This window comes from Burkholderia sp. BCC0044 (assembly GCF_902832955.1).
In the GTDB taxonomy this organism is placed as follows: Bacteria; Pseudomonadota; Gammaproteobacteria; order Burkholderiales; family Burkholderiaceae; genus Burkholderia.
On sequence record NZ_CADFDO010000001.1, the window covers coordinates 367,353 to 388,392 of the forward strand.

The window sequence follows — 21,040 nt, forward strand, 5'->3', positions numbered from 1 at the left end:
GCCCGAACGGGTTGTCAGTGCATCACGCTTCGGTCGGCCATGCGTACGGCAGCGCGTCGAACGCGAGCGCCGGGCCGTCGGCCGAACCGAGGTGCACCGTGCCGCCGTCGAGCGCGGCGAGCTTGATCTCGACGAGCGCGTCGACGCCGCCCGCCGGCGCGGCCGCCGCGTTGACGATCATCCCGCACGGCTGGCCCGGGTCGTCGCTGTGGAACAGCTCGACGCCGGCATGCACGGTATCGGTCTCGCCGGCGACGTGCGCGAGTGCGGTGCGGCGCTTGATCGTGCCGCGGTACTGGCTGCGCGCCACCACTTCCTGGCCCGGGTAGCACCCCTTCCTGAAGTTAACGGCACCGATCACGTCGAAGTTGACCATCTGCGGCACAAACTGTTCGACGGCCGGCTGCGTGATGCGCGGCTCGCCCGCGCGAACGTCGAGCCAGTCCCATACGGCGGGCGACACGACGGGCAGCGTGCCGGCGAGCGCGGCGAGGCGCGCGTCGACTTCGGCGCGCGGGCCGATCCACAGATAGCGCTTGCGGCCGGCCGCATCGGGCACGCGGATCAGCGCGCCGGCCGGGCCGTCGACCTTCACGTGCACGCCGTCGGGCAGCGCATCGAAGATGCCCGATAGCGCGTCGCGCACGTCGCCCGTGAAGCCGGCCACCGCGAGCGTGTCGCTCGCGTCCGTCAGCTTCGCCTTCGCGCGCAGCACGAACATCGACAGCCGCTTCTGCACGGCCGGCTGCACGTCCTTCGACACGAGCAGGCGCACGTCGTGGCCGGCGCGCCACGCGAGGAACGACGCGAGCAGGCGGCCCTTCGGCGAGCAGTACCCGGACAGCCGGGCGCTGCCGGCATCGAGATGCTCGATGTCGTTGGTGAGCTGGCTGTGCAGGAACGTCGCGGCATCGTCGCCGGCCACGTCGATCACGCCGAACTGCGGCAGCGGCATGCAGGCGCCCGGCGCATCGAAATCGGCGGCGGACGGGCGGGGGAAAACGGGGAGCGAGGCAGATGCGGCCTGGGCAGCCGGTGAAGCGAACGGTGTGCTCATGGAATGAGGGAACAGTCAACCCTGACTTTGACGGAGGCGAGCAAGTATTATATGGGTCTTACCTGAGTCACGTTTCCATGTCCCTACTGAAGAAATGCGCCGCGACGATCGTGGCGCTGGCCGTCGTCGTGGCCGCTGCCGGCGCGGGCGGCGGGTATTACTGGGCGACCCGGCCGCTGTTGCTGGGCTCGGCATCGCTCGACGTCACGATCAAGCCGCGCAGCAGCGTGAAGAGCGTCGCGCTGCAGCTCAAGCGCGGCGGCGTGCCGGTCGAGCCGTTCGCGTTCGTCGCGATGACGCGCGTGCTCGGGCTGTCGAGCCGGCTCAAATCGGGCAACTACGAATTCAAGACGGGCATCACGCCGTACGACGTGCTGCAGAAGATCGCGCGCGGCGACGTGAACGAGTACGTCGCGACGGTCATCGAGGGCTGGACCTTCAAGCGGATGCGCGCGGAGCTCGATGCGAACCCCGATCTGGCGCACGCGACGGCCGGCATGAGCGACGCCGAGCTGCTGCGCGCGATCGGCGCGTCGGACGGCGCGGTGCAGCGCGGCAGCGGCGAGGGGCTGTTCTTCCCCGATACCTACCTGTTCGACAAGGGCACGAGCGACCTGAACATCTACCGGCGCGCATACCGCCTGATGCAGACGCGCATCGACGAGGCATGGGCCGCACGCACGCCGGGCCTGCCGTACAAGACGCCTTACGAAATGCTGACGATCGCGTCGATCGTCGAGAAGGAAACCGGCCACGCGGCCGACCGCGCGTTCGTCGCGGCCGTGTTCGCGAACCGGCTGCGCATCGGCATGCCGCTGCAGACCGATCCGTCGGTGATCTACGGGCTCGGCGACGCGTACGACGGCCGTCTGCGCAAGCGCGACCTGCAGGCCGACACTCCTTACAATACCTACACCCGACGCGGGCTGCCGCCCACGCCGATCGCGTTGCCGGGTGTCGCCGCGCTGCAGGCGGCGATCAATCCGGCGCCGACGAGCGCGCTCTATTTCGTCGCAAAGGGCGACGGCACGAGCGTGTTCTCGTACACGCTCGGCGACCACAACAAGGCCGTGGATAAATACATACGAGGTCAATAATGGCGAGCGGTAAATTCATCACGTTCGAAGGCATCGACGGGGCGGGGAAGACCACCCACCTGCAATGGTTCTGCGAACGCCTCCAGGGCAAACTGGCCGCGGCCGGCCGGCAGGTCGTCGTCACCCGCGAGCCGGGCGGCACGCAGCTCGGCGAGAAACTGCGCGAGATCCTGCTGAACCAGCCGATGGATCTCGAGACGGAAGCGCTGCTGATGTTCGCCGCGCGTCGTGAGCACCTCGCGCTCGTGATCGAGCCGGCGCTCGCGCGCGGCGACTGGGTTGTGTCCGACCGCTTCACCGACGCGACGTTCGCGTACCAGGGCGGCGGCCGCGGGCTGCCGCGCGACAAGCTCGAGACGCTCGAGCGCTGGGTGCAGGGCGGCTTCCAGCCCGACCTCACGGTGCTGTTCGACGTCGCGCCGCAAGTCGCGAGCGAGCGTCGCGGCGCCGCGCGCATGCCCGACAAGTTCGAAAGCGAGTCGGACGCGTTCTTTGCCCGCACACGCACCGAATACCTGCGGCGTGCGGAAGAGGCGCCGCACCGCTTCGCGATCGTCGACGCGACGCAGTCGATTCCGGAGATCCGCCAGCAGCTCGAACGCGTGCTCGCCGCGCTGTAACCCGCAAGGAACGCACCCCATGATCTATCCGTGGCAAACCGACGACTGGAACCGCCTGCAGCAACTGCGCGCGCAATGGCCGCATGCGCTGCTGCTGCACGGTCAGGCCGGGATCGGCAAGCTGCAGTTCGCGCAGCATCTCGCGCAGGGCTTCCTGTGCGAATCGCCGCGGCCGAACGGCGAGCCGTGCGGCGCCTGCGCGGCCTGCAACTGGTTCTCGCAGGGCAACCATCCGGACTACCGGATCGTGCTGCCCGAGGCGCTGGCGGGCGAGGCGCCGGGCGCGGCCGACGACGCGAAGCCGGCCGACGCGGACGAAGGCGGCAAGAAGACCCGTGCGCCGAGCAAGGAAATCAAGATCGAGCAGGTGCGTGCGCTGCTCGACTTCTGCGGCGTGGGTTCGCACCGCGGCGGCGCGCGCGTCGTCGTGCTGTACCCGGCCGAGGCGCTCAATGTCGCCGCGTCGAACGCGCTGCTGAAAACGCTGGAGGAGCCGCCGGCCGGCGTCGTGTTCCTGCTCGTGTCGGCGCGCATCGACCGCCTGTTGCCGACGATCATCAGCCGCTGCCGGCAGTGGCCGATGACCGTGCCGGCGCCGGAGGCGGCCGCCGCATGGCTCGCCGCGCAGGGCGTGGACCACGCCAGCGCGCTGCTCGCCGAAGCCGGCGGCGCGCCGCTCGCCGCGCTGGCGCTCGCGAGCGACGAGAACCGCCCGCTGCGCGACTACACGCTGGGGCAACTGGCCGCCGGTGCGGGCTGCGATCCGTTCGCGTGCGGCGAGACGCTGCAGAAGCTGCCGGTGCCGCTGGTGCTCGGCTGGCTGCAGCGCTGGCTGTACGATCTGCTCGCGCAGCGGATGGCTGGCGCCCCGCGTTACTTCCCGACGCATGCGGCAGCCCTGGCGCGCTGCGCGGAAGCGGTCGACGCGAACGCATTCGCGCGCTTCATGAAAGCCGTGACGCGACAGCGGACGGTCGAGAACCATCCGCTCAACGCGCGGCTCGTATTCGAGGAATTGTTTCTCGGATATCGGGAAATATTCGCTTGATCCGGCATTGTTTCCGATGGGTTGCGAAACGATGAACGGATCACGCGGGGGCGTGACCGTGGTCAGCCGGCCCGCTTACCTCGCCCGGTGCCGCATGCCGGCGGGCGCATGAGCGCCCGTCTCACGTATTCAGGAAACACGATGTTCGTCGACTCTCACTGCCACATCAATTTCAAGGGCCTGGCCGACCGCCTGCCGGCCGTGCTCGAGAACATGCGCGAGCACGACGTCACGCACGCGCTGTGCGTGTCGGTCGATCTCGAGACGCTGCCCGACGTGCTCGCGATCGCCGAAGCGCACGACAACGTGTACGCGTCGGTCGGCGTGCATCCCGATCACGAGGACATGCGCGAGCCGACGCTCGCGGAGCTCATCGAGCTGGCCGCGCACCCGAAGGTCGTCGCGATCGGCGAAACCGGCCTCGACTACTACCGTCTCGAAGGCCGCTCGATCGCCGACATGGAATGGCAGCGCGAGCGCTTTCGCACGCACATTCGCGCGGCGACCGCGACGATGAAGCCGCTGATCATCCACACGCGTTCGTCGTCGGAAGACACGCTGCGGATCATGGCCGAGGAGCGCGCGGACGTGCCGGGCGGCGTGATGCACTGCTTCACCGAGCCGTGGCCGGTCGCCGAGCAGGCGCTCGCGCAGAACTTCCATATCTCGCTGTCGGGCATCGTCACGTTCAAGAACGCGACCGACGTGCAGGACGTCGCGCGGCGCGTGCCGCTCGACCGGCTGCTGATCGAGACCGACTCGCCGTACCTCGCGCCGGTGCCGTATCGCGGCAAGCCGAATGAACCTGCGTACGTCAGCCATGTCGGACGCTTTATCGCATCCGAGCGCGGGATGGCCGTCGAGGCGCTCGCCGATGCGACGACGCAGAACTTTTTCCGGCTGTTCAAGATCGCCCGCTAACGACGGGCGCGCAGCCGACAACCCAGGGAAGGAGCCCACAACAATGACGAAGCCGACCAACCATCTGCCCAAACGCGCACTCGTTGCCGCCGCATTCGTCGCGAGCGGCCTGTTCGCCGCCGCCGGCGCGCATGCCGAGTCGCTCGACGCGATCGTCAAGGCCGTCAAGTTCGACGACATCGCCGATATCGGCAAGCAGCTCAAGAGCGGCAAGCTCGATCCGAACACGCTCGCGCCGAACGGCGACCCGATCCTCGTGATCGCCGCACGCGAGAAGTCCGACAAGGTCGCGGCGGCGATCGCCACGACGCCGAACGTCGATCTCGAGAAGGAAGACAAGGCCGGCGAAAACGCGCTGATGCTCGCGTCGCTGAACGGCGACCTCGGCCTCGTCAAGCTGCTGATCGACAAGGGCGCGGAAGTCAGCAAGAAGGGCTGGGCGCCGCTGCACTACGCGGCGACCAACGGCCAGGACGCGGTCGTCAAGGTGCTGCTCGACCACGACGCGTACATCGACACCGCATCGCCGAACGGCACGACGCCGCTGATGATGGCCGCGCGCGGCAACCATGCGTCGACGGTCACGCTGCTGCTCGACCAGGGCGCCGATCCGCAGGTGAAGAACCAGCTCGGCATCACCGCGCTCGAATTCGCGAAGCACTACAACGCGCCGGACGCGATCGAGATCCTGAGCAAGCGGACGACGCGTATCGGTGCAGCGACGCCGGCAGATGCTCAAAAGAGTGCAAAATAACGGTTTTTGGTGCGGCGGCGCCCGTCGCCCGGCCGGCTTCGGGCCGGTGCAGGGCGCCACGGCGCCGCACCGGCCAACGCAAGCAGGCGGTCTCCGGCCGCATTGACATAAGGAACACCATGTTGCGCGCAATGTTTTGTGCCGCGGCGTTTGCCGTGCCGTTGTCGGCGGCGGCTTTCACGGGCGCGGATCTCGACCGGCTGTGCGCGAAGACGGACGTCAAGTCGCGGGCGTCGTGCGCGGCCTATATCGAAGGCGCCGCCGACGGCGTCTACAACACGATCGATGCGATCGGCGGCACCACGGGGCCGCGCGTCGGTCAATACTTTTGCCTGCCGCCCGACATCCGGGCGCAACAGATGACGGACGCGGTGCGCAAGTACATCGCGGAAAATCCGAAGCTGGCCGACTACAACGCGAGCACCGCGGTGTCGCTCGGTCTCGGCAAGGCGTTTCCGTGCAGGAGCGGCAACTGACCTGACGCCGTGTCCGGGCGCGTGCGTGGCCCGGACGTCGCCGACGCATCCAGGACGAAGCCTGTGCGCTTCATCACTCGAGGGCGCCGATGATTTCAATCGAGGAACTGCAGCGCATCGCCGATGCGCCGCTGCATTCGTGGCTCGGCACGCTGGGCGTGTCGGTCATCGTGATACTGGTCGTCACTGTCGTGCACCGCCTCGGCGCACGCATCGTCAAGCGCATCGCGCAGCCGTATCCGCTGATGAGCGCGATCCTGCGCTACATCGACAAACCGTCGCTCGTCGTGCTGGCGCTGCTGGCGCTCGAATTCCTGTGGGTCCAGGCGGACGACGGCATGTCGTTCGTGCGCGGCATGCGCACCGCGGCCGCGGTCGGCTCGATCGTGTCGCTCACGTGGCTGCTGGTGCGGCTCGCGGCCGGCGTCGGCGACGCGATCATCCAGGCCCACCCGCTCGATACGGCCGACAACCTCCAGGCGCGGCGCGTTCATACGCAGGCCAAGGTGCTCGTGCGGACCGTGATGGTGCTGATCGTGATCATCGGCACCGGCGCCGCACTGATGACGTTCCCGAACGTGCGCCAGGTCGGCGCGAGCCTGCTGGCATCGGCCGGCGTGGCCGGGCTGGTCGCCGGTATCGCCGCGCGGCCGGTGCTCGGCAACCTGATCGCCGGGTTGCAGATCGCGCTCACACAGCCGATCCGGCTCGACGACGTGGTCGTGATCCAGGGCGAGTGGGGGCGCATCGAGGAAATCACCGGCTCGTTCGTGTCGGTGCGGCTGTGGGACCAGCGGCGCCTCGTCGTGCCGCTGCAGTGGATCATCGAGAACCCGTTCACGAACTGGACGCGCAGCAGCGCGGAGATCATCGGCACCGTCTACCTGTCGGTCGACTACCGCACGCCGCTCGCGCCGTTGCGCGAGGAACTCGCGCGGCTCGTCCACGCCGCGCCCGAGTGGGACGGCCGCGTGCAGGTGCTGCAGGTGACCGACGCGACGGAGCGCACGATGCAGTTGCGCGCGCTCGTCAGCGCGGCCGATTCGTCGTCGTGCTGGGATCTGCGCTGCCGCGTGCGCGAAGGGCTGATCGCGTATCTGCAGAACCGCTATCCGCAATGCCTGCCGCGCAGCCGGATGGAGCTGTATCCGCACGAATCCGCGCCCGATGCGCCGAATCCCGAACGGCCGCACGCGCGGTCGCCCGCCGCCAGCACGGCGGCCAACACCGCGGCCGATCCGCAGGCCGTCGATGGCCGCTGAATGCGGCCCGGCGCCTGTCCGGCATTCCCCATTCCCATGACCGCGCTGAAGACGCTCGCCATCGCCAACTACCGCTCGCTGCGCGAGCTGATCGTGCCGCTCGCGGCGCTCAACGTTGTCACGGGGCCGAACGGCAGCGGCAAGTCGAGCGTGTACCGCGCGCTGCGGCTGCTCGCCGACACCGCGCAGGGCCGCGTGATCCCGTCGCTCGCCCGCGAGGGCGGCTTGCCGTCGACGTTGTGGGCCGGCCCCGAGCGCTTCTCGCGCGCGATGCTGGCCGGCGACGTGCCGGTGACGGGCACGGTGCGCAAGGGGCCGGTGAGCCTGAAGCTCGGCTTCGCGTGCGACGATTTCGGCTATTCGATCGATCTCGGCCTGCCGCTGCCGAGCAATTCGCAGTTCGCGCTCGATCCGGTGGTCAAGCGCGAATGCATCTGGGGCGGCGCGTTGCTGCGCCCGTCCACGCTGCTGGTCGACCGGCAGGGTGCGCAGATTCGTGCGCGTACCGCATCGGGCGACTGGCAGACGATTCCGCAGCCGGTCGCGAGCTTCGACAGCATGATGACCGAGTTCGCCGATCCGACCGGCGCGCCCGAGATGATCGCGGTGCGCGAACGGATCCGCTCGTGGCGCTTCTACGACCATTTCCGGACCGATGCGCAGGCGCCCGCGCGCCAGTCGCACATCGGCACCCATACGCCGGTGCTCGCGGACGACGGGGCCGACCTGGCCGCCGCATTGCAGACGATCCGCGAAATCGGCGACGCGGCGGCGCTCGACGCGGCGATCGACGACGCGTTTCCGGGTGCGTCGATCGAGATCGACAATCCGGGCGGCCGCGGCCGCTTCGACGTGCTGATGCGCCAGCCGGGGCTGCTGCGGCCGCTGGCGGCGGCCGAGCTGTCCGACGGCACGCTGCGCTACCTGCTGCTCGCGGCCGCGTTGCTGACGCCGCGGCCGCCTGCGCTGATGGTGCTGAACGAACCGGAGACGAGCCTGCATCCCGATCTGCTGCCGGCGCTCGGCCGCCTGATCGCGCAGGCCGCCCGGCGTTCGCAGGTGCTGGTCGTGTCGCACGCGGCGCGGCTCATCGCGACGCTCGAGCGCGAGGCCGGCTGCGAATCGCTGGTGCTCGACAAGCAGCTCGGCGCGACCGCGCTCGTCGATGCCGATTCGCGCGACCTGCCGGCGTGGAAGTGGCCGTCGCGTTGACGGCCCGATCGCGTGCCTGGGGTCGCGATCGGCGCCCGGCGGCGTCGGATCGGCCCGGCGGGGCCCGCTGCGAGGCGGACCGGGCTCGATCGGCCGAATGTATCCGGTCTGTAACAACCCCCAAAAAATGCAAGACCTGCGGTTCCGCTCATCGGGATCGCGAATAATAATGAGATATCCGGCTGGTGCCATGCCGGCCAGCGCTGCATGGACGCAGGGCGGGCTCGCATAAACGAGTGCTCCGCCGCCGTGCCGCAACGGACAGGACACAGGAGACGTGGACCATGAGAATTGCCCAGATCGCCCCGCTGACCGAATCCGTGCCGCCGAAGCTGTACGGCGGCACGGAGCGCGTCGTGTCTTACATCACCGAGGCGCTGGTCGACCTCGGCCACGACGTGACGCTGTTCGCGAGCGGCGATTCGACGACGCGGGCGAAACTCGAGCCCGTGTGGCCGCGCGCGCTGCGGCTCGATTCGTCGATCCGCGACCGGGTCGCGCCGCACATGCTGCTGATGGAGACGGTCGCGCGCCGCGCGAAGGATTTCGACGTGCTCCATTTCCACATGGACTACTACTCGTTCTCGGTCTTCAACCGGCAGGAAACGCCTTACGTGACGACGCTGCACGGCCGGCTCGACCTGCCCGAGCAGCAACCGGTGTTCGACACGTTCAACACGGCGCCGGTGATCTCGATTTCCAATGCGCAGCGCCAGCCGTTGCCGCAGGCGAAATGGCTGACGACCGTCTATCACGGGTTGCCCGATACGCTGTACATGCCGCAGCCCGTCGAGCCGCGCTATCTCGCGTTCCTGGGCCGCATCTCGCCGGAAAAACGCGTCGACACCGCGATCCGCATCGCGCGCCAGTGCGGGCTGCCGATCCGGATCGCCGCGAAGATCGACGCGGCCGACCAGGAATATTTCGACCGCGAGATCAAGCCGCTCTTCGCGTTGCCGCACGTCGAATACATCGGCGAGATCGCCGATCACGAGAAGGCCGAATTCCTGTCGGGCGCGCATGCGCTGCTGTTTCCGATCGACTGGCCGGAGCCGTTCGGCCTGGTGATGATCGAGGCGATGTCGTGCGGCACGCCGGTGATCGCGTTCAACCGCGGCGCGGTGCCCGAAGTGGTGGACGAGGGCGTGTCGGGGTTCATCGTCGAGGATGAAATCAGCGCGGTGGCCGCCGTGAACCGGCTGCACCTGCTGCCGCGTGCGCGCGTGCGGCAGCGCTTCGAGGAACGCTTCACGTCGCGCCGGATGGCGCAGCAGTACGTCGACGTGTACCAGTCGGTGATCCGCGCGCAGAAGCGCTCGCGCTTCAAGGTGATCGACTCGACGACCTGATCGGACCGACCCACCTGACCGACTTGCCGCACGGCGACGGCAGATAAAAAAAACGGCGATGCCCGCAAGGACATCGCCGTTTGCGCATGCCCCGCGCGCAGCGCGCGCGGGGCAGTGCGTCGACGTCAGATCTTGAGCTTCGTGACCTTCGTGCCGTTGATCGACACGTCGCCCATCAGGCCCGCGTTGGTCAGCACGACGACCTGGATCGGTGCGGTGGCCGTGTTGGAGTCGACCGCGCCGTTCGCGCCCATCTTCACGAGTGCGACCGATGCGCCGGCGCCGGCTGCCCAGCCGTCCGAGTTGCGGAATTCGTCGAGCGCCTGCTGCGTCATGAACAGGAACACGATCGCCTTCGACTGCGCGCCGGCCTGCAGGCCGACCGACAGCGACGACGTGTTGTAGTAGCCGACCGTGCTGCCGCCGACGCGCAGCGCGCCGTTGCCGGACTGGCCGCCGACGATGAAGCCGGCCTGGAGCACTTCGGGGAAGACCAGCACGCCGCGCGATTTCGCGACGAGCTCGCGCGAACCCTTGACGGTGGAGTACATGCGCGACAGCGTGGCGTCGACGCTCGCGTCGATCGACTGGCGTTTGGACGCGTTCGTCGCGGCATTGTCCGGCTTGTCCGGGGTGGTGGTGCAACCGGTGAGCGCGAGGCTACCGACGATGAGCGCGGCGGCGGCTTTCAGCACAAGAGTCCGTTTTTGCATCGTTGTTCTCCATCGGATGATGTTCGGAGTGAGTCTCGCTCAGGGAGCGGATCACGTCGGCAGTTATATCACAGCGGATTACGACCTCTTTTCGTTGCCGCGTGAAAAAGCGTCAAATCGCGTAGGGGTGTCGCGGCGCGCCAACGGACGAACCGGCGCCGACGCGCGACGCGCGCCCGGCGCGTGGTTGGCTGGCGGCGAACGCGAGGGTCGAGCGGAGGGCGGCGGGGCCTGCGGCGCGCGCCGGTATCAGTGCGTGACGGGTGGAACGGGCGGCTTGATCGGCGGGCGGCGCAGCGCGCGGCGGATCAATGCGATCACGACGCCGCATGCGAACAGGAACGCGGCCGGGACGACCCAGTAGCCGACGAACGCATGCCACAGATAGCCGGCGAGCGTATTGCGGCGCACCACGTATTCGTCGCGGGCCGCCTGCTGGCGCGGCGCATTGGCGGCGAGCACGTCGGCCGGGCAGCCGGCCGCGCGCGCTTCGTCAGGATCCCCGTGGCACTTCGCGGCGGCGCCGGCGGCCTGCTGCGCGTCAGTGAGCTGCCAGGTGGTCAGCGCAAGCTGCAGATCCGCCTTGTTGTAGGCCATTTCCTCGCGGATCTCGCGCACGGCGATGATCGCGACGGGCACCGCCCAGAACACGATCACGATCAGCCAGCGGCGGAACCAGCGGTGTTGTCTCCATGCCATCCAAGCCTCCGTTTGACGCGCGTGCGCGTCCGTCTCGAGGGCGGCCCGATGGCGCTTCTTGGTCTTGGGTGGGCCGCGTTGCAGCCATCATAGAAGAAAACGCGGCGAATTGCCGCACCATGTGGCGGCGCCGGAGCGGCGGACCGGGAAAACGGGGCGGGAAGGGCTGGAATGCGTGTGTCGATGCGCGTGCAACGAAAACAAAAATGCCGCGCCCGCCGAAGCGGGGCGCGGCATTCGAGACGGGAGCGCCGGGGGTCAGGCGGCCGGCTGGCTGCTCAGGCAGCTCTTCATGAACGCCTTGCGATCGTCACCCTTCTTGCCGGTGGCCTGCGTGTTGCACGCCTTCATCTTTTCCTGCTGCGTCATCGCCTTCGCGGGCTTCGCCGACAGGCAGTCCTTCATGAACGCCTTGCGTTCATCGCCCGTCTTGCCGGTTGCCTGCGTGTTACAGGCCTTCATCTTGTCCTGCTGGCTGTTCGCCGCGAATGCGGGGGAAGCCAGCATGCCGCCGAGAAGCACTGCGGCTACGAGCGATTGAATTTTCATTTCGACACTCCCATGGGGTGAATTGCGTGTGATCGACGCGTCACGAAGCACGACGCGATGAGGACAGGGCCACATCGCACCACGCGTTCCGATTATGGCAAATCAATGTGAAAACACCAAAACGGCACTTTCTATAACGTTGCGGATGCCACGGCCGTTGACGGCGCGCGCGTTCCGGAGATCGGGACAAACCATGACGCGCGGCGGCGGGCGCCGGCCGCCGCGCCGGAACCTGCCGGCTCGCGGCCGCGAGCCATTACAATCGCGGCCATGAATACACCGAACACCGCATCCCCTTCGTCCGTGGCGGCGCTGCCGCGCATCGCCGTACTCGCCACCGGCGGCACGATCGCCGGCGCCGCGCCCGACGCGGCCAGCACGGCCGGCTATCAGGCCGGCGCGCTCGGCGTCAATTTCCTCGTCGACGCCGTACCGGCGCTCGCGTCGGTCGCACGCATCGACGCGGAGCAGGTCGCCAGCATCGACAGCAAGGATCTCGCGTTGCCGCTGTGGAACACGCTCGCCGCGCGGATCGACGCGCTGATGGCCGATCCGGCCGTCGACGGCATCGTGATCACCCACGGCACCGATACGCTCGAGGAAACCGCGTATGCGCTGCATCTGGTCGTCCGGGGCGACAAGCCGGTCGTGCTGACGGCCGCGATGCGGCCGGCCACTGCGCTGTCGTCCGACGGCCCGCTGAACCTGTTGAACGCGGTGACGGTCGCCGGTCATCCGGCCGCCCGCGGGCAGGGCGTGCTGGTCGCGTTCAACAACCGGATCCACGGCGCGCGCGACGTCGTGAAGACGAGCACCTATGCGGTCGACGCGTTCCAGTCGCCGGAGCTCGGCGCGCTCGGCTGGGTGCAGGACGGCCGCGTCGAATTCGCACGCCGCGTCACGCGCACGCGCGACGCGCAACTGGCGATCGCCGCGGCGTGGCCGCCGGTCGAAGTCGTCGCGAGCTATGCGGGCGTGACGCGCACGACCGTCGACGCGCTCGTCGCGGCCGGCGTGCGCGGCCTCGTCGTCGCGGGTACCGGCAACGGGTCGATCCATGCGACGCTGCAGACGGCGCTCGCCGATGCGGTGAACGCGGGCGTGGCCGTGGTCCGTGCGTCGCGCGTCGGCTCGGGGCACGTGATGCGCAACGGTGCCGCGAGCGACGATGCGCTCGGTTTCGTGAGCGCGGGCTCGCTGAGCCCGTTCAAGGCGCGCGTGCTGTTGATGCTCGCGCTCGCGAACGGCATTGACGATCGAGACGCACTGCAGCGCGCATTCGATACGCTGTGACCGATGGCCGCCACTCGGGCGGCACGCGGCGCGCATAAAAAATGGCAGGCCGATGGCCTGCCATTTTTGCGTCAGTGCTGCGCGAACGCTCAGGACTGCGGCGGAATCACGAGCTTCTGGCCCGGATAGATCCGGTCCGGGCTCGACAGCATCGGCTTGTTCGCCTCGAAGATTGCCGGATACTTGTTCGCGTCGCCGTACACTTCCTTGGCGATCGCGGACAGCGTGTCGCCCGGCTTCACGTCGTGGTACTGCACTTCCGGATCGTCCGGCTGCAGATCGTCGTCGTTGACGCCCGCGACACCCTGCACGTTGCCGGCCGCGACCTTGACCTTCGCCTTCGTGTCGAGATCGGCGACGCTGCCCGACAGCGTGACGGTGCGCGATGCGCCGTCGAACGCGACGGTCAGGTTCGACGTGTCGAGACCTTGCGAGCTGATGTAATTCTTGATCGCATCGGCCGCGGTCTGGTTCGCGGCATTCGGATCTTCCGCTGCCTGTGCATCGGCGTGACCCAGCAGTTTTTCACCCGCCTCCTTGATAAACGAAAGAAGACCCATCGTTGCACTCCTTAGGTGGTTGAAAAGAAAACGCGCCGTGAAGTGGCGAAAAAAACACCGCGCTGGGGGCGGGCCCGGAAGGGGCGCGCAAGCGCGGCGGTTTTCTCGAAAGGCGTGGCGAAAGTGTAGGCGTTCGACGCGACGATTGCATGAAAAATCGCACGCTCGAACGTAAAGAAATGTAATACGCGAAATCCGACAGGCGGACACCCGACGACGACGTCTGACCGACCAAGGCTTCCCCGGCGCCGCCGGGTGCCGCTGCGGACCCCACCACGCCGCTCTCAGCCCAGAGCGGCGTTTTTCGCCCCGTCCCGCATGCTTTTCAGCGATGCGTGGCGGGGCGCCCCACCGTCATGCGCGTGATGTCGCGCATCGATGCGACCGGCCGTGACCGGATCGCGTGTGTTCGTGACACGCGTTTCGCCATTGCAGCGAAACGCGCGTTGCGGCATCCGCGTTACGCGGCCGGCGTCTGGCCGATCTCGAAGTTCGACATGATCTCGAGCGCACGCACGAGGGCCGAGTGATCCCACGCCTTGCCGCCATGCGATGCGCACACGCTGAACAGTTGCTGCGCGCTCGCGGTGTGCGGCAGCGCGAGGCCGAGCTTGCGTGCGCCGTCGAGCGCGAGGTTCAGGTCCTTCTGGTGCAGCTCGATGCGAAAGCCCGGATCGAACGTGCGCTTGGTCATCCGCGCGCCGTGCACTTCGAGGATGCGCGACGCGGCGAAGCCGCCCATCAGCGCCTGGCGCACGCGCTCCGGATCGGCGCCCGAGCGCGCGGCGAACAGCAGCGCTTCGCCAACGGCTTCGATGTTCAGCGCGACGATGATCTGGTTCGCGACCTTGCAGGTCTGGCCCGCGCCGTTGTCGCCGACGAGCGTGATGTTCTTGCCCATCTTCTCGAACAGCGGCTTCGCGCGTTCGAACGCCTTTTCCGGGCCGCCGACCATGATCGTCAGCGTCGCTTCGCGCGCGCCGACTTCGCCGCCGGACACCGGCGCGTCGAGGTAGTCGCAGCCGAGCGCGTTGATCTGCTTCGCGAACGCCTGCGTATCGAGCGGCGAGATCGAGCTCATGTCGATCACGAGCTTGCCGGCCGTCAGGCCCTTCGCGACGCCGTCGTCGGCGAACAGCACGTTACGCACGTCCGGCGTGTCCGGCACCATCGCGATGATGATGTCCGCGTGCTGCGCGACTTCGGTCGAGTTCGCGACGACCTTGGCGCTGCCGCGCAGATCGTCCGGAATCGGGAACGCGCCGTTCACGACGAGTTGATGATCGCCCTTGAGCAGGTTGCGCGCCATGTGCGCGCCCATGATGCCGAGGCCGATGAAACCGATGGTTGCCATGTGAAAGTCTCCTATGGGGCTGAAAACGGAAAGGGCGCGACTCAGGCGGCGCGACGCGCCGAGCCCGGTGCGCAGCCGGCCACGCTTTGCAGCCAGCCGAGCCCTTCCGTCGTGGTGGTGCGGGGCTTGTATTCGCAGCCGACGTAGCCGGCATAGCCGAGCCGGTCGAGCAGCGCGAACAGGAACGCGTAGTTGATCTCGCCGGTGCCCGGCTCGTTGCGGCCCGGGTTGTCCGCGAGCTGGACGTGGCCGATCGACGCGAGGTTGCGTTCGATCGTCGCGGCCAGTTCGCCTTCCATGCGCTGCATGTGATAGACGTCGTACTGCAGGAACAGGTTGTCCGAGCCGACCGCGCGGATCACGTCGAGCCCTTCGGACGAACGGTTCAGCGCGAAGCCCGGGATGTCGAAGCGGTTGCACGGCTCGACGAGCAGGCGGATGCCTTCGCGCTTGAGCGCATCGGCGGCGAAGCGCAGGTTGTCGACGATCGTGACGAACGTCTTGTCGCGCGCCGTGCTCGCCGACGGGATGCCGACCAGACAGTTCAGTTGCGGCACCTTCAGCGCCTTCGCGTAGTCGATCGCGCGGCCGACCCCTTCCTGGAACTCGCCGACGCGATCGGGCAGGCACGCGATGCCGCGCTCGCCCTGATCCCAGTTGCCGGCCGGCAGGTTGTGCAGCACGAGGCGCAGGCGGTGCGTCTCGAGCCGCTCGGCGAGTTCTTCTTTCGCGTACGGATACGGGAACAGGAACTCGACGGCGTCGAAGCCCGCGTCCGCGGCCGCCTTGAAGCGGTCGAGGAACGGCACTTCGTTGAACAGCATGGTCAGGTTTGCAGCAAACTTCGGCATGAGCTAAGCCTCTTCGGTCGGTCAGTCAAAAATGTCGTGCGGTTCAGTCGAGCATCGAGATCGCGGTCGGTGCGTGCTCGGCCTTTTCGGCGAGATCCTCGAACTCGTTGATCGCGTCGATTTCGGTGCCCATCGAGATGTTCGTCACGCGCTCGAGGATCACCTCGACGACCACCGGCACGCTGAACTCGTCCGCGAGCGTTTGCGCCTGGCGCAGCGCCGGCTCGATCTCTTCCGGCTTGAACACGCGCAGGGCCTTGCAGCCGAGGCCCTCGGCAACCGCCACGTGGTCGACGCCATAACCGTTCAGTTCCGGTGCGTTCACGTTGTCGAACGCGAGCTGCACGCAGTAGTCCATGTCGAACGCGCGCTGCGCCTGGCGGATCAGCCCGAGGTACGAGTTGTTCACGACGACGTGCACGTACGGCAGCTTGAATTGCGCGCCGGCGGCGAGCTCCTCGATCATGAACTGGAAGTCGTAGTCGCCGGACAGCGCGACGATCGGGCGGCTCGGGTCGGCCGCACGCACGCCGAGCGCGGCGGGGATCGTCCAGCCGAGCGGGCCGGCCTGGCCGCAATTGATCCAGTTGCGCGCCTTGAACACGTGCAGGAACTGCGCGGCGGCGATTTGCGACAGGCCGATCGTGCTGACGTAGCAGGTATCGCGGCCGAACACCTTGTTCATCTCTTCGTACACGCGCTGCGGCTTGACCGGCACGTTGTCAAAGTGGGTCTTGCGCTGCAGCGTGCGCTTGCGTGCCTGGCAGTCGGCCACCCACGCGCTGCGGTCCTTCAGCTTGCCGGCGGCCTTCCATTCCAGCGCGACCGCGACGAACAGTTCGAGCGCGGCCTTCGCGTCGGACACGATGCCGAGATCCGGGCCGAACACGCGGCCGATCTGCGTCGGCTCGATATCGACGTGCACGAACTTGCGGCCCTTCGTATAGACCTCGACGCTGCCCGTGTGGCGGTTCGCCCAGCGGTTGCCGATGCCGAGCACGAAGTCCGACGCGAGCATCGTCGCGTTGCCGTAGCGGTGCGACGTCTGCAGGCCGACCATGCCGGCCATCAGCGGGTGGTCGTCGGCAATCGCGCCCCACGACATCAGCGTCGGGATCACCGGCACGCCGACCGTTTCGGCGAACTGCACGAGCAGGTCTTCGGCCGCCGCGTTGAGCACGCCGCCGCCCGACACGATCAGCGGCTTGTCCGCGTCGTTGAGCATCGCGAGCGCCTTCTCGATCTGCGCGCGGGTGGCCGCCGGCTTGTAGACCGGCAGCGGTTCGTACGTATCGATGTCGAACTCGATTTCGGCGAGCTGCACGTCGATCGGCAGGTCGACCAGCACCGGGCCCGGACGGCCCGAGCGCATCAGGTGGAATGCCTGCTGGAACACGCGCGGCACGAGCGCCGGCTCGCGCACGGTGACGGCCCACTTGGTGACCGGCTTCGCGATCGATTCGATGTCGACGGCCTGGAAGTCTTCCTTGTAGAGGCGCGCGCGCGGCGCCTGGCCGGTGATCGCGAGGATCGGAATCGAGTCGGCGGACGCGGAGTAGAGGCCGGTGATCATGTCGGTGCCGGCGGGGCCGGACGTGCCGATGCACACGCCGATATTGCCCGGGGCCGCCCGCGTGAAGCCTTCGGCCATGTGCGACGCGCCTTCGACGTGGCGCGCGAGCACGTGGCTGATGCCGCCCGACTTGCGCATGGCCGAGTAGAACGGGTTGATCGCGGCGCCCGGCACGCCGAACGCGGTCTGGATGCCTTCCTTCTCGAGCACGAGTACGGCTGCGTCGACGGCTCTCATCTTGGCCATGAATGTCTCCTTGAATGTGCGGATCTGGCGAATCGGTCTGTTGGGAACACTGTAGGGACGCAGGAAAGGTTTGATAAGATCAGCCGAAGTCGCTTATTTCGAAACTAAAAGTATGGAATGACGGCCGGACGGGGCTTCCCGCCGGTGTCGGAGCCGGGACGGAGACAGCAGATGGATCGTTTCAAGCAGATCGAGACGTTCGTGCGGGTCGCGGACGCGGGCAGCCTCGCGGCGGCCGCGCTCGAGGAGGGCGTGTCGCCGGTGGTGCTCGGGCGGCGCATCGACGCGCTCGAGAAGCGTCTCGGCGTGAAGCTGATGTACCGCTCGACGCGGCGGCTGGTGGTCAGCGAGGAGGGCGCCGCGTTCCTCGAGCGCTGCCGCGGGCTGCTGACCGAATGGGACCAGGCCGAGAACGAGCTGGCCGCCGGGCGGCGCGCGGTGAGCGGCCACCTGATCGTGTCGGCGCCGGCCGCGTTCGGGCGCAAGCACGTCGCGCCGCACGCGCCCGGCTTCCTGGCCGACAAGCCGGAGATGCAGCTGTCGTTCAACCTGACCGACCGCGTCGTCGATCTGGTGCGCGAAGGCTATGACCTGTCGATCCGGATCGGCGGCGCGGTCGATCCGAACTTCGTCGCGGTGAAGCTCGCGTCGAACCGGCGCGTCGTGTGCGGCACGCCCGAGTATTTCCGCAAGCACGGCCGGCCGAAATCGCTCGACGACCTGCTCAAGCACAACTGCCTCGCGTTCAACCTGCAGGGCGGGCAGAACCGCGGCTGGTATTTCCAGCGTCACGGCAAGATCGCGACGATGCGCGTGGCCGGCAATCTCGACTGCAACGACGGCGAGCTGCTGCACCGCTGGGTGGCCGAAGGGCTCGGGCTCGGCTGGCGCTCGACGTGGGAAATCGCCGCGCAGCTGGAGACGGGCGAACTCGAGACCGTACTCGACGAATACGCGCTGCCCGACTACGACATCCTCGCGGTCTACCCGCAGCAGCGCTACGTGCCGGCACGCGTGCGCTATTTCATCGACTACCTGCGCGAAGCGTATGCACGCCCCGGCTACTGGAGCACCACGCCGTAACGGGGCGGGCCGCCCGGCCGCCCGGCCGCGCGGCGATTTTTTTACGCTCGATGCGCGCGGCGCGGGAATAAACTCGACGCAGCAGCGGTAAGGTCATCGAGCGCGCACGTTGCCGGTCTGTCCGGGCGCCGTGCGCGGAACGGGCGCGGCGTCGGCCGCCGGGACCAGGGAGGCCATGTGGGGCAAGCCGGACAGGCGGTCGATGAACGGGCGGCGGACGATGCGGTCGCGCGCGGCGAGCGGTTTCGCGCGCTGGTGCTGCCGCATCTCGACGCCGCGTACAACCTCGCGCGCTGGCTGAGCGGCAGCGCCGGCGATGCGGACGACGTCGTCCAGGACGCGTGCATGCGCGCGCTGCGCTTCGTCGATTCGTGTCGCGGCGACAACGCACGGCCGTGGCTGCTGACGATCGTGCGCCACACCTGGTACACCGAGTGGCGGCGGCGCACGCATGCGCACGAGGTCGCGCTGCCCGACACGCTCGACGACACCGACGTGCCCGACGACTGGCAGCCGGCGACGGAGGATCCGCTCGCGCACCTGCTGCGCGGCGAGAACGTGCGGCTCGTGAATGCGGCGCTCGCGAAGCTGCCGCCCGAATACCGCGAGGTGCTCGTGCTGCGCGAGATGGAGGACCTGAGCTACCGCGAGATCGCGGCGATCGCGGACGTGCCGGTCGGCACGGTGATGTCGCGGCTCGCGCGCGGCCGGCGCAAGCTCGCCGCGCTGCTGGGCGGCGCGCCGGCGCCGGCGACCGAAGGCCGGCCGGGCCGTGCGCCGGCGGGCGGAACCGCATCGGAGGCTATCGATGGACTGTAACGAAGCGCGAGCGTTGCTGGACGCGGACGTCGACCGCGAGCTGTCGGCGCCCGATGCGTTGCGGGTCCAGCAGCATGTCGAAGGGTGCGATGCGTGCCGCCGCGAACGCGCGCGGATCGTCACGCTGGTGCAGGCGGTGCGGCAGGCCGATTATCACCGCGCGCCGGACGCGCTGCGGGCGAGCATCCTCGCGAGCCTGCCGCCGGCGGTCGACGCGCCTGCCCATGAGCCGTCGCGCGCCGAGCCGCGGCCTGAGTCCCGGCCCGAGCCGCCACGTCGGCCGCGCGGCCGCGACTGGTTTTCCTGGCTGACCGGGCGCGGCGGGTCGGCCCGACCGGGGCCGGCCGGCACCGGCGCCGGGCCGCGCGTGGCCGCGTTGCCGGGCCTCGGCTGGGGCGTCGCGTTGCTGATGGCGGTCGCGGCGGCGGGCGGCATGGCGTGGTCCGCCCGTCACGCCGACACCGACCGGACGGTCGACGAACTCGTCGCGAGCCACGTACGGGCCGACCTGTCGGCGCGCGACATCGACGTGATCTCGACCGACCAGCACACGGTCAAGCCGTGGTTCAACGGCCGGCTCGACTACGCGCCGCCGGTCGAGGATCTCGCCAGGGACGGCTTCGCGCTGGTCGGCGGCCGGCTCGACTACGTCGGGCGTCGCCGCGTCGCGGTGCTCGTCTACCGCCACCGGCAGCACGTGGTCGACGTCTACGTGCAGCCGGCCGGCGAACGGCCGGCGGCCCCGTACGCGACCGTGTCGCAGGGCTATGCGCTCGACCGCTGGGACGCGGCCGGGATGACGTGGTGGGCGGTGACGGACGCCGAGCCGTCGGCGCTCGCGGCGTTCCGGACGGCGCTCGACGCGCGGCTTGCCGGCGCGCGCAGCGAGTGACCGCGGCGGCGGGGCGGTCGCTCCAGTGTTCCGACCCTCGACAGTAGAAGGCTCGACCGGTTGCCGTTTGCCCCCGCACACCCGTTCAAGTCTTTGAAAACACGGCCGAATCCGTTGGCAAATCGTCGATTGGCCTTGCATGCGCCCCGTAACCGGGTTAAAATCTTTGGCTTCTCACTTGCCACACCGGTTCAGACGCCCGGGTGGCTTTAATCCACAAGGAGTGTGTAATGCGTCATTACGAAATCGTATTCATCGTGCACCCCGATCAAAGCGAGCAAGTGCCCGCGATGATCGAGCGTTACAAGTCCACGATCACGTCGCACGGCGGTCAGATCCACCGCGTCGAAGACTGGGGCCGTCGCCAGCTGGCCTACATGATCGAGAAACTCGCGAAGGCTCACTACGTCTGCATGAACATCGAGTGCGACCAGACGACGCTCGACGAACTCGAACACGCGTTCAAGTTCAACGACGCCGTGCTGCGCCACCTCATCGTCAAGATGAAGAAGGCCGAAACCGGCCCGTCGCCGATGATGAAGGAAGTTCAGCGCGAAGAAGCCAAGAAGGCGGCTGCCGCTCAGCCGGCCGAAGCGCAGGCTTAAGTTCGTC

At 68.3% G+C, this 21,040-nt stretch carries 22 protein-coding genes; 14 read left to right on the top strand and 8 right to left on the bottom strand.

Annotation, left to right across the window (positions count from 1 at the left end; all coding sequences use genetic code 11):
* Positions 1 to 22: 22 nt before the first annotated feature.
* The gene (locus HWX14_RS01635) at positions 23 to 1,057 is read right to left on the bottom strand and encodes a folate-binding protein YgfZ (RefSeq protein WP_175881287.1); all 1,035 of its coding nucleotides are present in this window, start codon (positions 1,055 to 1,057) and stop codon (positions 23 to 25) included.
* Positions 1,058 to 1,134: 77 nt separating this feature from the next.
* On the opposite strand from HWX14_RS01635, the gene mltG reads away from it, so the two are divergent.
* The 9 genes from mltG (at position 1,135) to HWX14_RS01680 (ending at position 9,796) form a co-directional block, all read left to right on the top strand.
* A complete protein-coding gene (gene mltG, locus HWX14_RS01640; RefSeq protein WP_175881288.1) occupies positions 1,135 to 2,154 on the top strand; it encodes an endolytic transglycosylase MltG in 1,020 nt (339 codons plus the stop codon).
* Positions 2,154 to 2,774 carry a dTMP kinase gene (tmk, locus tag HWX14_RS01645; RefSeq protein ID WP_175881289.1) on the top strand — a complete coding sequence of 207 codons (621 nt, stop codon included), beginning with the start codon at positions 2,154 to 2,156 and terminating at the stop codon, positions 2,772 to 2,774. Before mltG ends, tmk begins: the two co-directional genes overlap by 1 nt.
* A gap of 19 nt (positions 2,775 to 2,793) precedes the next feature.
* Positions 2,794 to 3,822 (top strand): DNA polymerase III subunit delta', encoded by a 1,029-nt coding sequence (locus tag HWX14_RS01650; RefSeq protein ID WP_175881290.1) that lies wholly within the window; start codon positions 2,794 to 2,796, stop codon positions 3,820 to 3,822.
* Between the two features lie 141 nt (positions 3,823 to 3,963).
* A complete protein-coding gene (locus HWX14_RS01655) occupies positions 3,964 to 4,743 on the top strand; it encodes a TatD family hydrolase (protein ID WP_175881291.1) in 780 nt (259 codons plus the stop codon).
* Positions 4,744 to 4,786: 43 nt separating this feature from the next.
* Positions 4,787 to 5,497, top strand: coding sequence for an ankyrin repeat domain-containing protein (locus HWX14_RS01660; protein ID WP_006478608.1), 711 nt, complete (start codon positions 4,787 to 4,789; stop codon positions 5,495 to 5,497).
* A gap of 119 nt (positions 5,498 to 5,616) precedes the next feature.
* The gene (locus HWX14_RS01665) at positions 5,617 to 5,973 is read left to right on the top strand and encodes a Rap1a/Tai family immunity protein (protein ID WP_006485939.1); all 357 of its coding nucleotides are present in this window, start codon (positions 5,617 to 5,619) and stop codon (positions 5,971 to 5,973) included.
* Between the two features lie 89 nt (positions 5,974 to 6,062).
* A complete protein-coding gene (locus HWX14_RS01670) occupies positions 6,063 to 7,235 on the top strand; it encodes a mechanosensitive ion channel domain-containing protein (RefSeq protein WP_175881292.1) in 1,173 nt (390 codons plus the stop codon).
* A 36-nt stretch (positions 7,236 to 7,271) separates the two neighbouring features.
* A complete protein-coding gene (locus HWX14_RS01675; RefSeq protein ID WP_175881293.1) occupies positions 7,272 to 8,447 on the top strand; it encodes an AAA family ATPase in 1,176 nt (391 codons plus the stop codon).
* A gap of 284 nt (positions 8,448 to 8,731) precedes the next feature.
* A complete protein-coding gene (locus tag HWX14_RS01680; RefSeq protein WP_023475621.1) occupies positions 8,732 to 9,796 on the top strand; it encodes a glycosyltransferase family 4 protein in 1,065 nt (354 codons plus the stop codon).
* A 125-nt stretch (positions 9,797 to 9,921) separates the two neighbouring features.
* Here the strand turns inward: HWX14_RS01680 and HWX14_RS01685 are convergent, their stop codons facing one another.
* From HWX14_RS01685 to HWX14_RS01695, 3 genes are all read right to left on the bottom strand, one after another.
* A complete protein-coding gene (locus tag HWX14_RS01685) occupies positions 9,922 to 10,509 on the bottom strand; it encodes a YSC84-related protein (RefSeq protein WP_175881294.1) in 588 nt (195 codons plus the stop codon).
* A gap of 249 nt (positions 10,510 to 10,758) precedes the next feature.
* Entirely contained in the window at positions 10,759 to 11,208 is a 450-nt protein-coding gene (locus HWX14_RS01690; RefSeq protein WP_012328676.1) for a membrane protein, read from the bottom strand.
* 258 nt (positions 11,209 to 11,466) lie between these two features.
* Positions 11,467 to 11,757 carry a PsiF family protein gene (locus HWX14_RS01695; RefSeq protein ID WP_006761523.1) on the bottom strand — a complete coding sequence of 97 codons (291 nt, stop codon included), beginning with the start codon at positions 11,755 to 11,757 and terminating at the stop codon, positions 11,467 to 11,469.
* Positions 11,758 to 12,027: 270 nt separating this feature from the next.
* On the opposite strand from HWX14_RS01695, the gene HWX14_RS01700 reads away from it, so the two are divergent.
* A complete protein-coding gene (locus HWX14_RS01700) occupies positions 12,028 to 13,050 on the top strand; it encodes an asparaginase (protein ID WP_175881295.1) in 1,023 nt (340 codons plus the stop codon).
* A gap of 89 nt (positions 13,051 to 13,139) precedes the next feature.
* Here the strand turns inward: HWX14_RS01700 and lysM are convergent, their stop codons facing one another.
* From lysM to gcl, 4 genes are all read right to left on the bottom strand, one after another.
* Positions 13,140 to 13,610 carry a peptidoglycan-binding protein LysM gene (gene lysM / locus HWX14_RS01705; protein WP_027807606.1) on the bottom strand — a complete coding sequence of 157 codons (471 nt, stop codon included), beginning with the start codon at positions 13,608 to 13,610 and terminating at the stop codon, positions 13,140 to 13,142.
* A 460-nt stretch (positions 13,611 to 14,070) separates the two neighbouring features.
* Entirely contained in the window at positions 14,071 to 14,964 is an 894-nt protein-coding gene (locus HWX14_RS01710; protein WP_175881296.1) for a 2-hydroxy-3-oxopropionate reductase, read from the bottom strand.
* A 41-nt stretch (positions 14,965 to 15,005) separates the two neighbouring features.
* On the bottom strand, positions 15,006 to 15,815 hold the full coding sequence (gene hyi, locus HWX14_RS01715) for a hydroxypyruvate isomerase (protein ID WP_175881297.1): 810 nt from the start codon (positions 15,813 to 15,815) through the stop codon (positions 15,006 to 15,008).
* A gap of 43 nt (positions 15,816 to 15,858) precedes the next feature.
* Positions 15,859 to 17,634, bottom strand: coding sequence for a glyoxylate carboligase (gene gcl, locus HWX14_RS01720; protein ID WP_175881298.1), 1,776 nt, complete (start codon positions 17,632 to 17,634; stop codon positions 15,859 to 15,861).
* 171 nt (positions 17,635 to 17,805) lie between these two features.
* Between gcl and HWX14_RS01725 the strand changes: the two genes are divergently transcribed.
* From HWX14_RS01725 to rpsF, 4 genes are all read left to right on the top strand, one after another.
* Positions 17,806 to 18,717, top strand: coding sequence for a LysR family transcriptional regulator (locus HWX14_RS01725; RefSeq protein WP_175881299.1), 912 nt, complete (start codon positions 17,806 to 17,808; stop codon positions 18,715 to 18,717).
* Positions 18,718 to 18,894: 177 nt separating this feature from the next.
* The gene (locus HWX14_RS01730) at positions 18,895 to 19,536 is read left to right on the top strand and encodes an RNA polymerase sigma factor (protein ID WP_175881300.1); all 642 of its coding nucleotides are present in this window, start codon (positions 18,895 to 18,897) and stop codon (positions 19,534 to 19,536) included.
* Positions 19,526 to 20,428, top strand: coding sequence for a zf-HC2 domain-containing protein (locus HWX14_RS01735; RefSeq protein WP_175881301.1), 903 nt, complete (start codon positions 19,526 to 19,528; stop codon positions 20,426 to 20,428). Before HWX14_RS01730 ends, HWX14_RS01735 begins: the two co-directional genes overlap by 11 nt.
* 230 nt (positions 20,429 to 20,658) lie before the next feature.
* Positions 20,659 to 21,033 carry a 30S ribosomal protein S6 gene (rpsF, locus tag HWX14_RS01740; protein WP_006486255.1) on the top strand — a complete coding sequence of 125 codons (375 nt, stop codon included), beginning with the start codon at positions 20,659 to 20,661 and terminating at the stop codon, positions 21,031 to 21,033.
* Positions 21,034 to 21,040 lie beyond the last annotated feature (7 nt).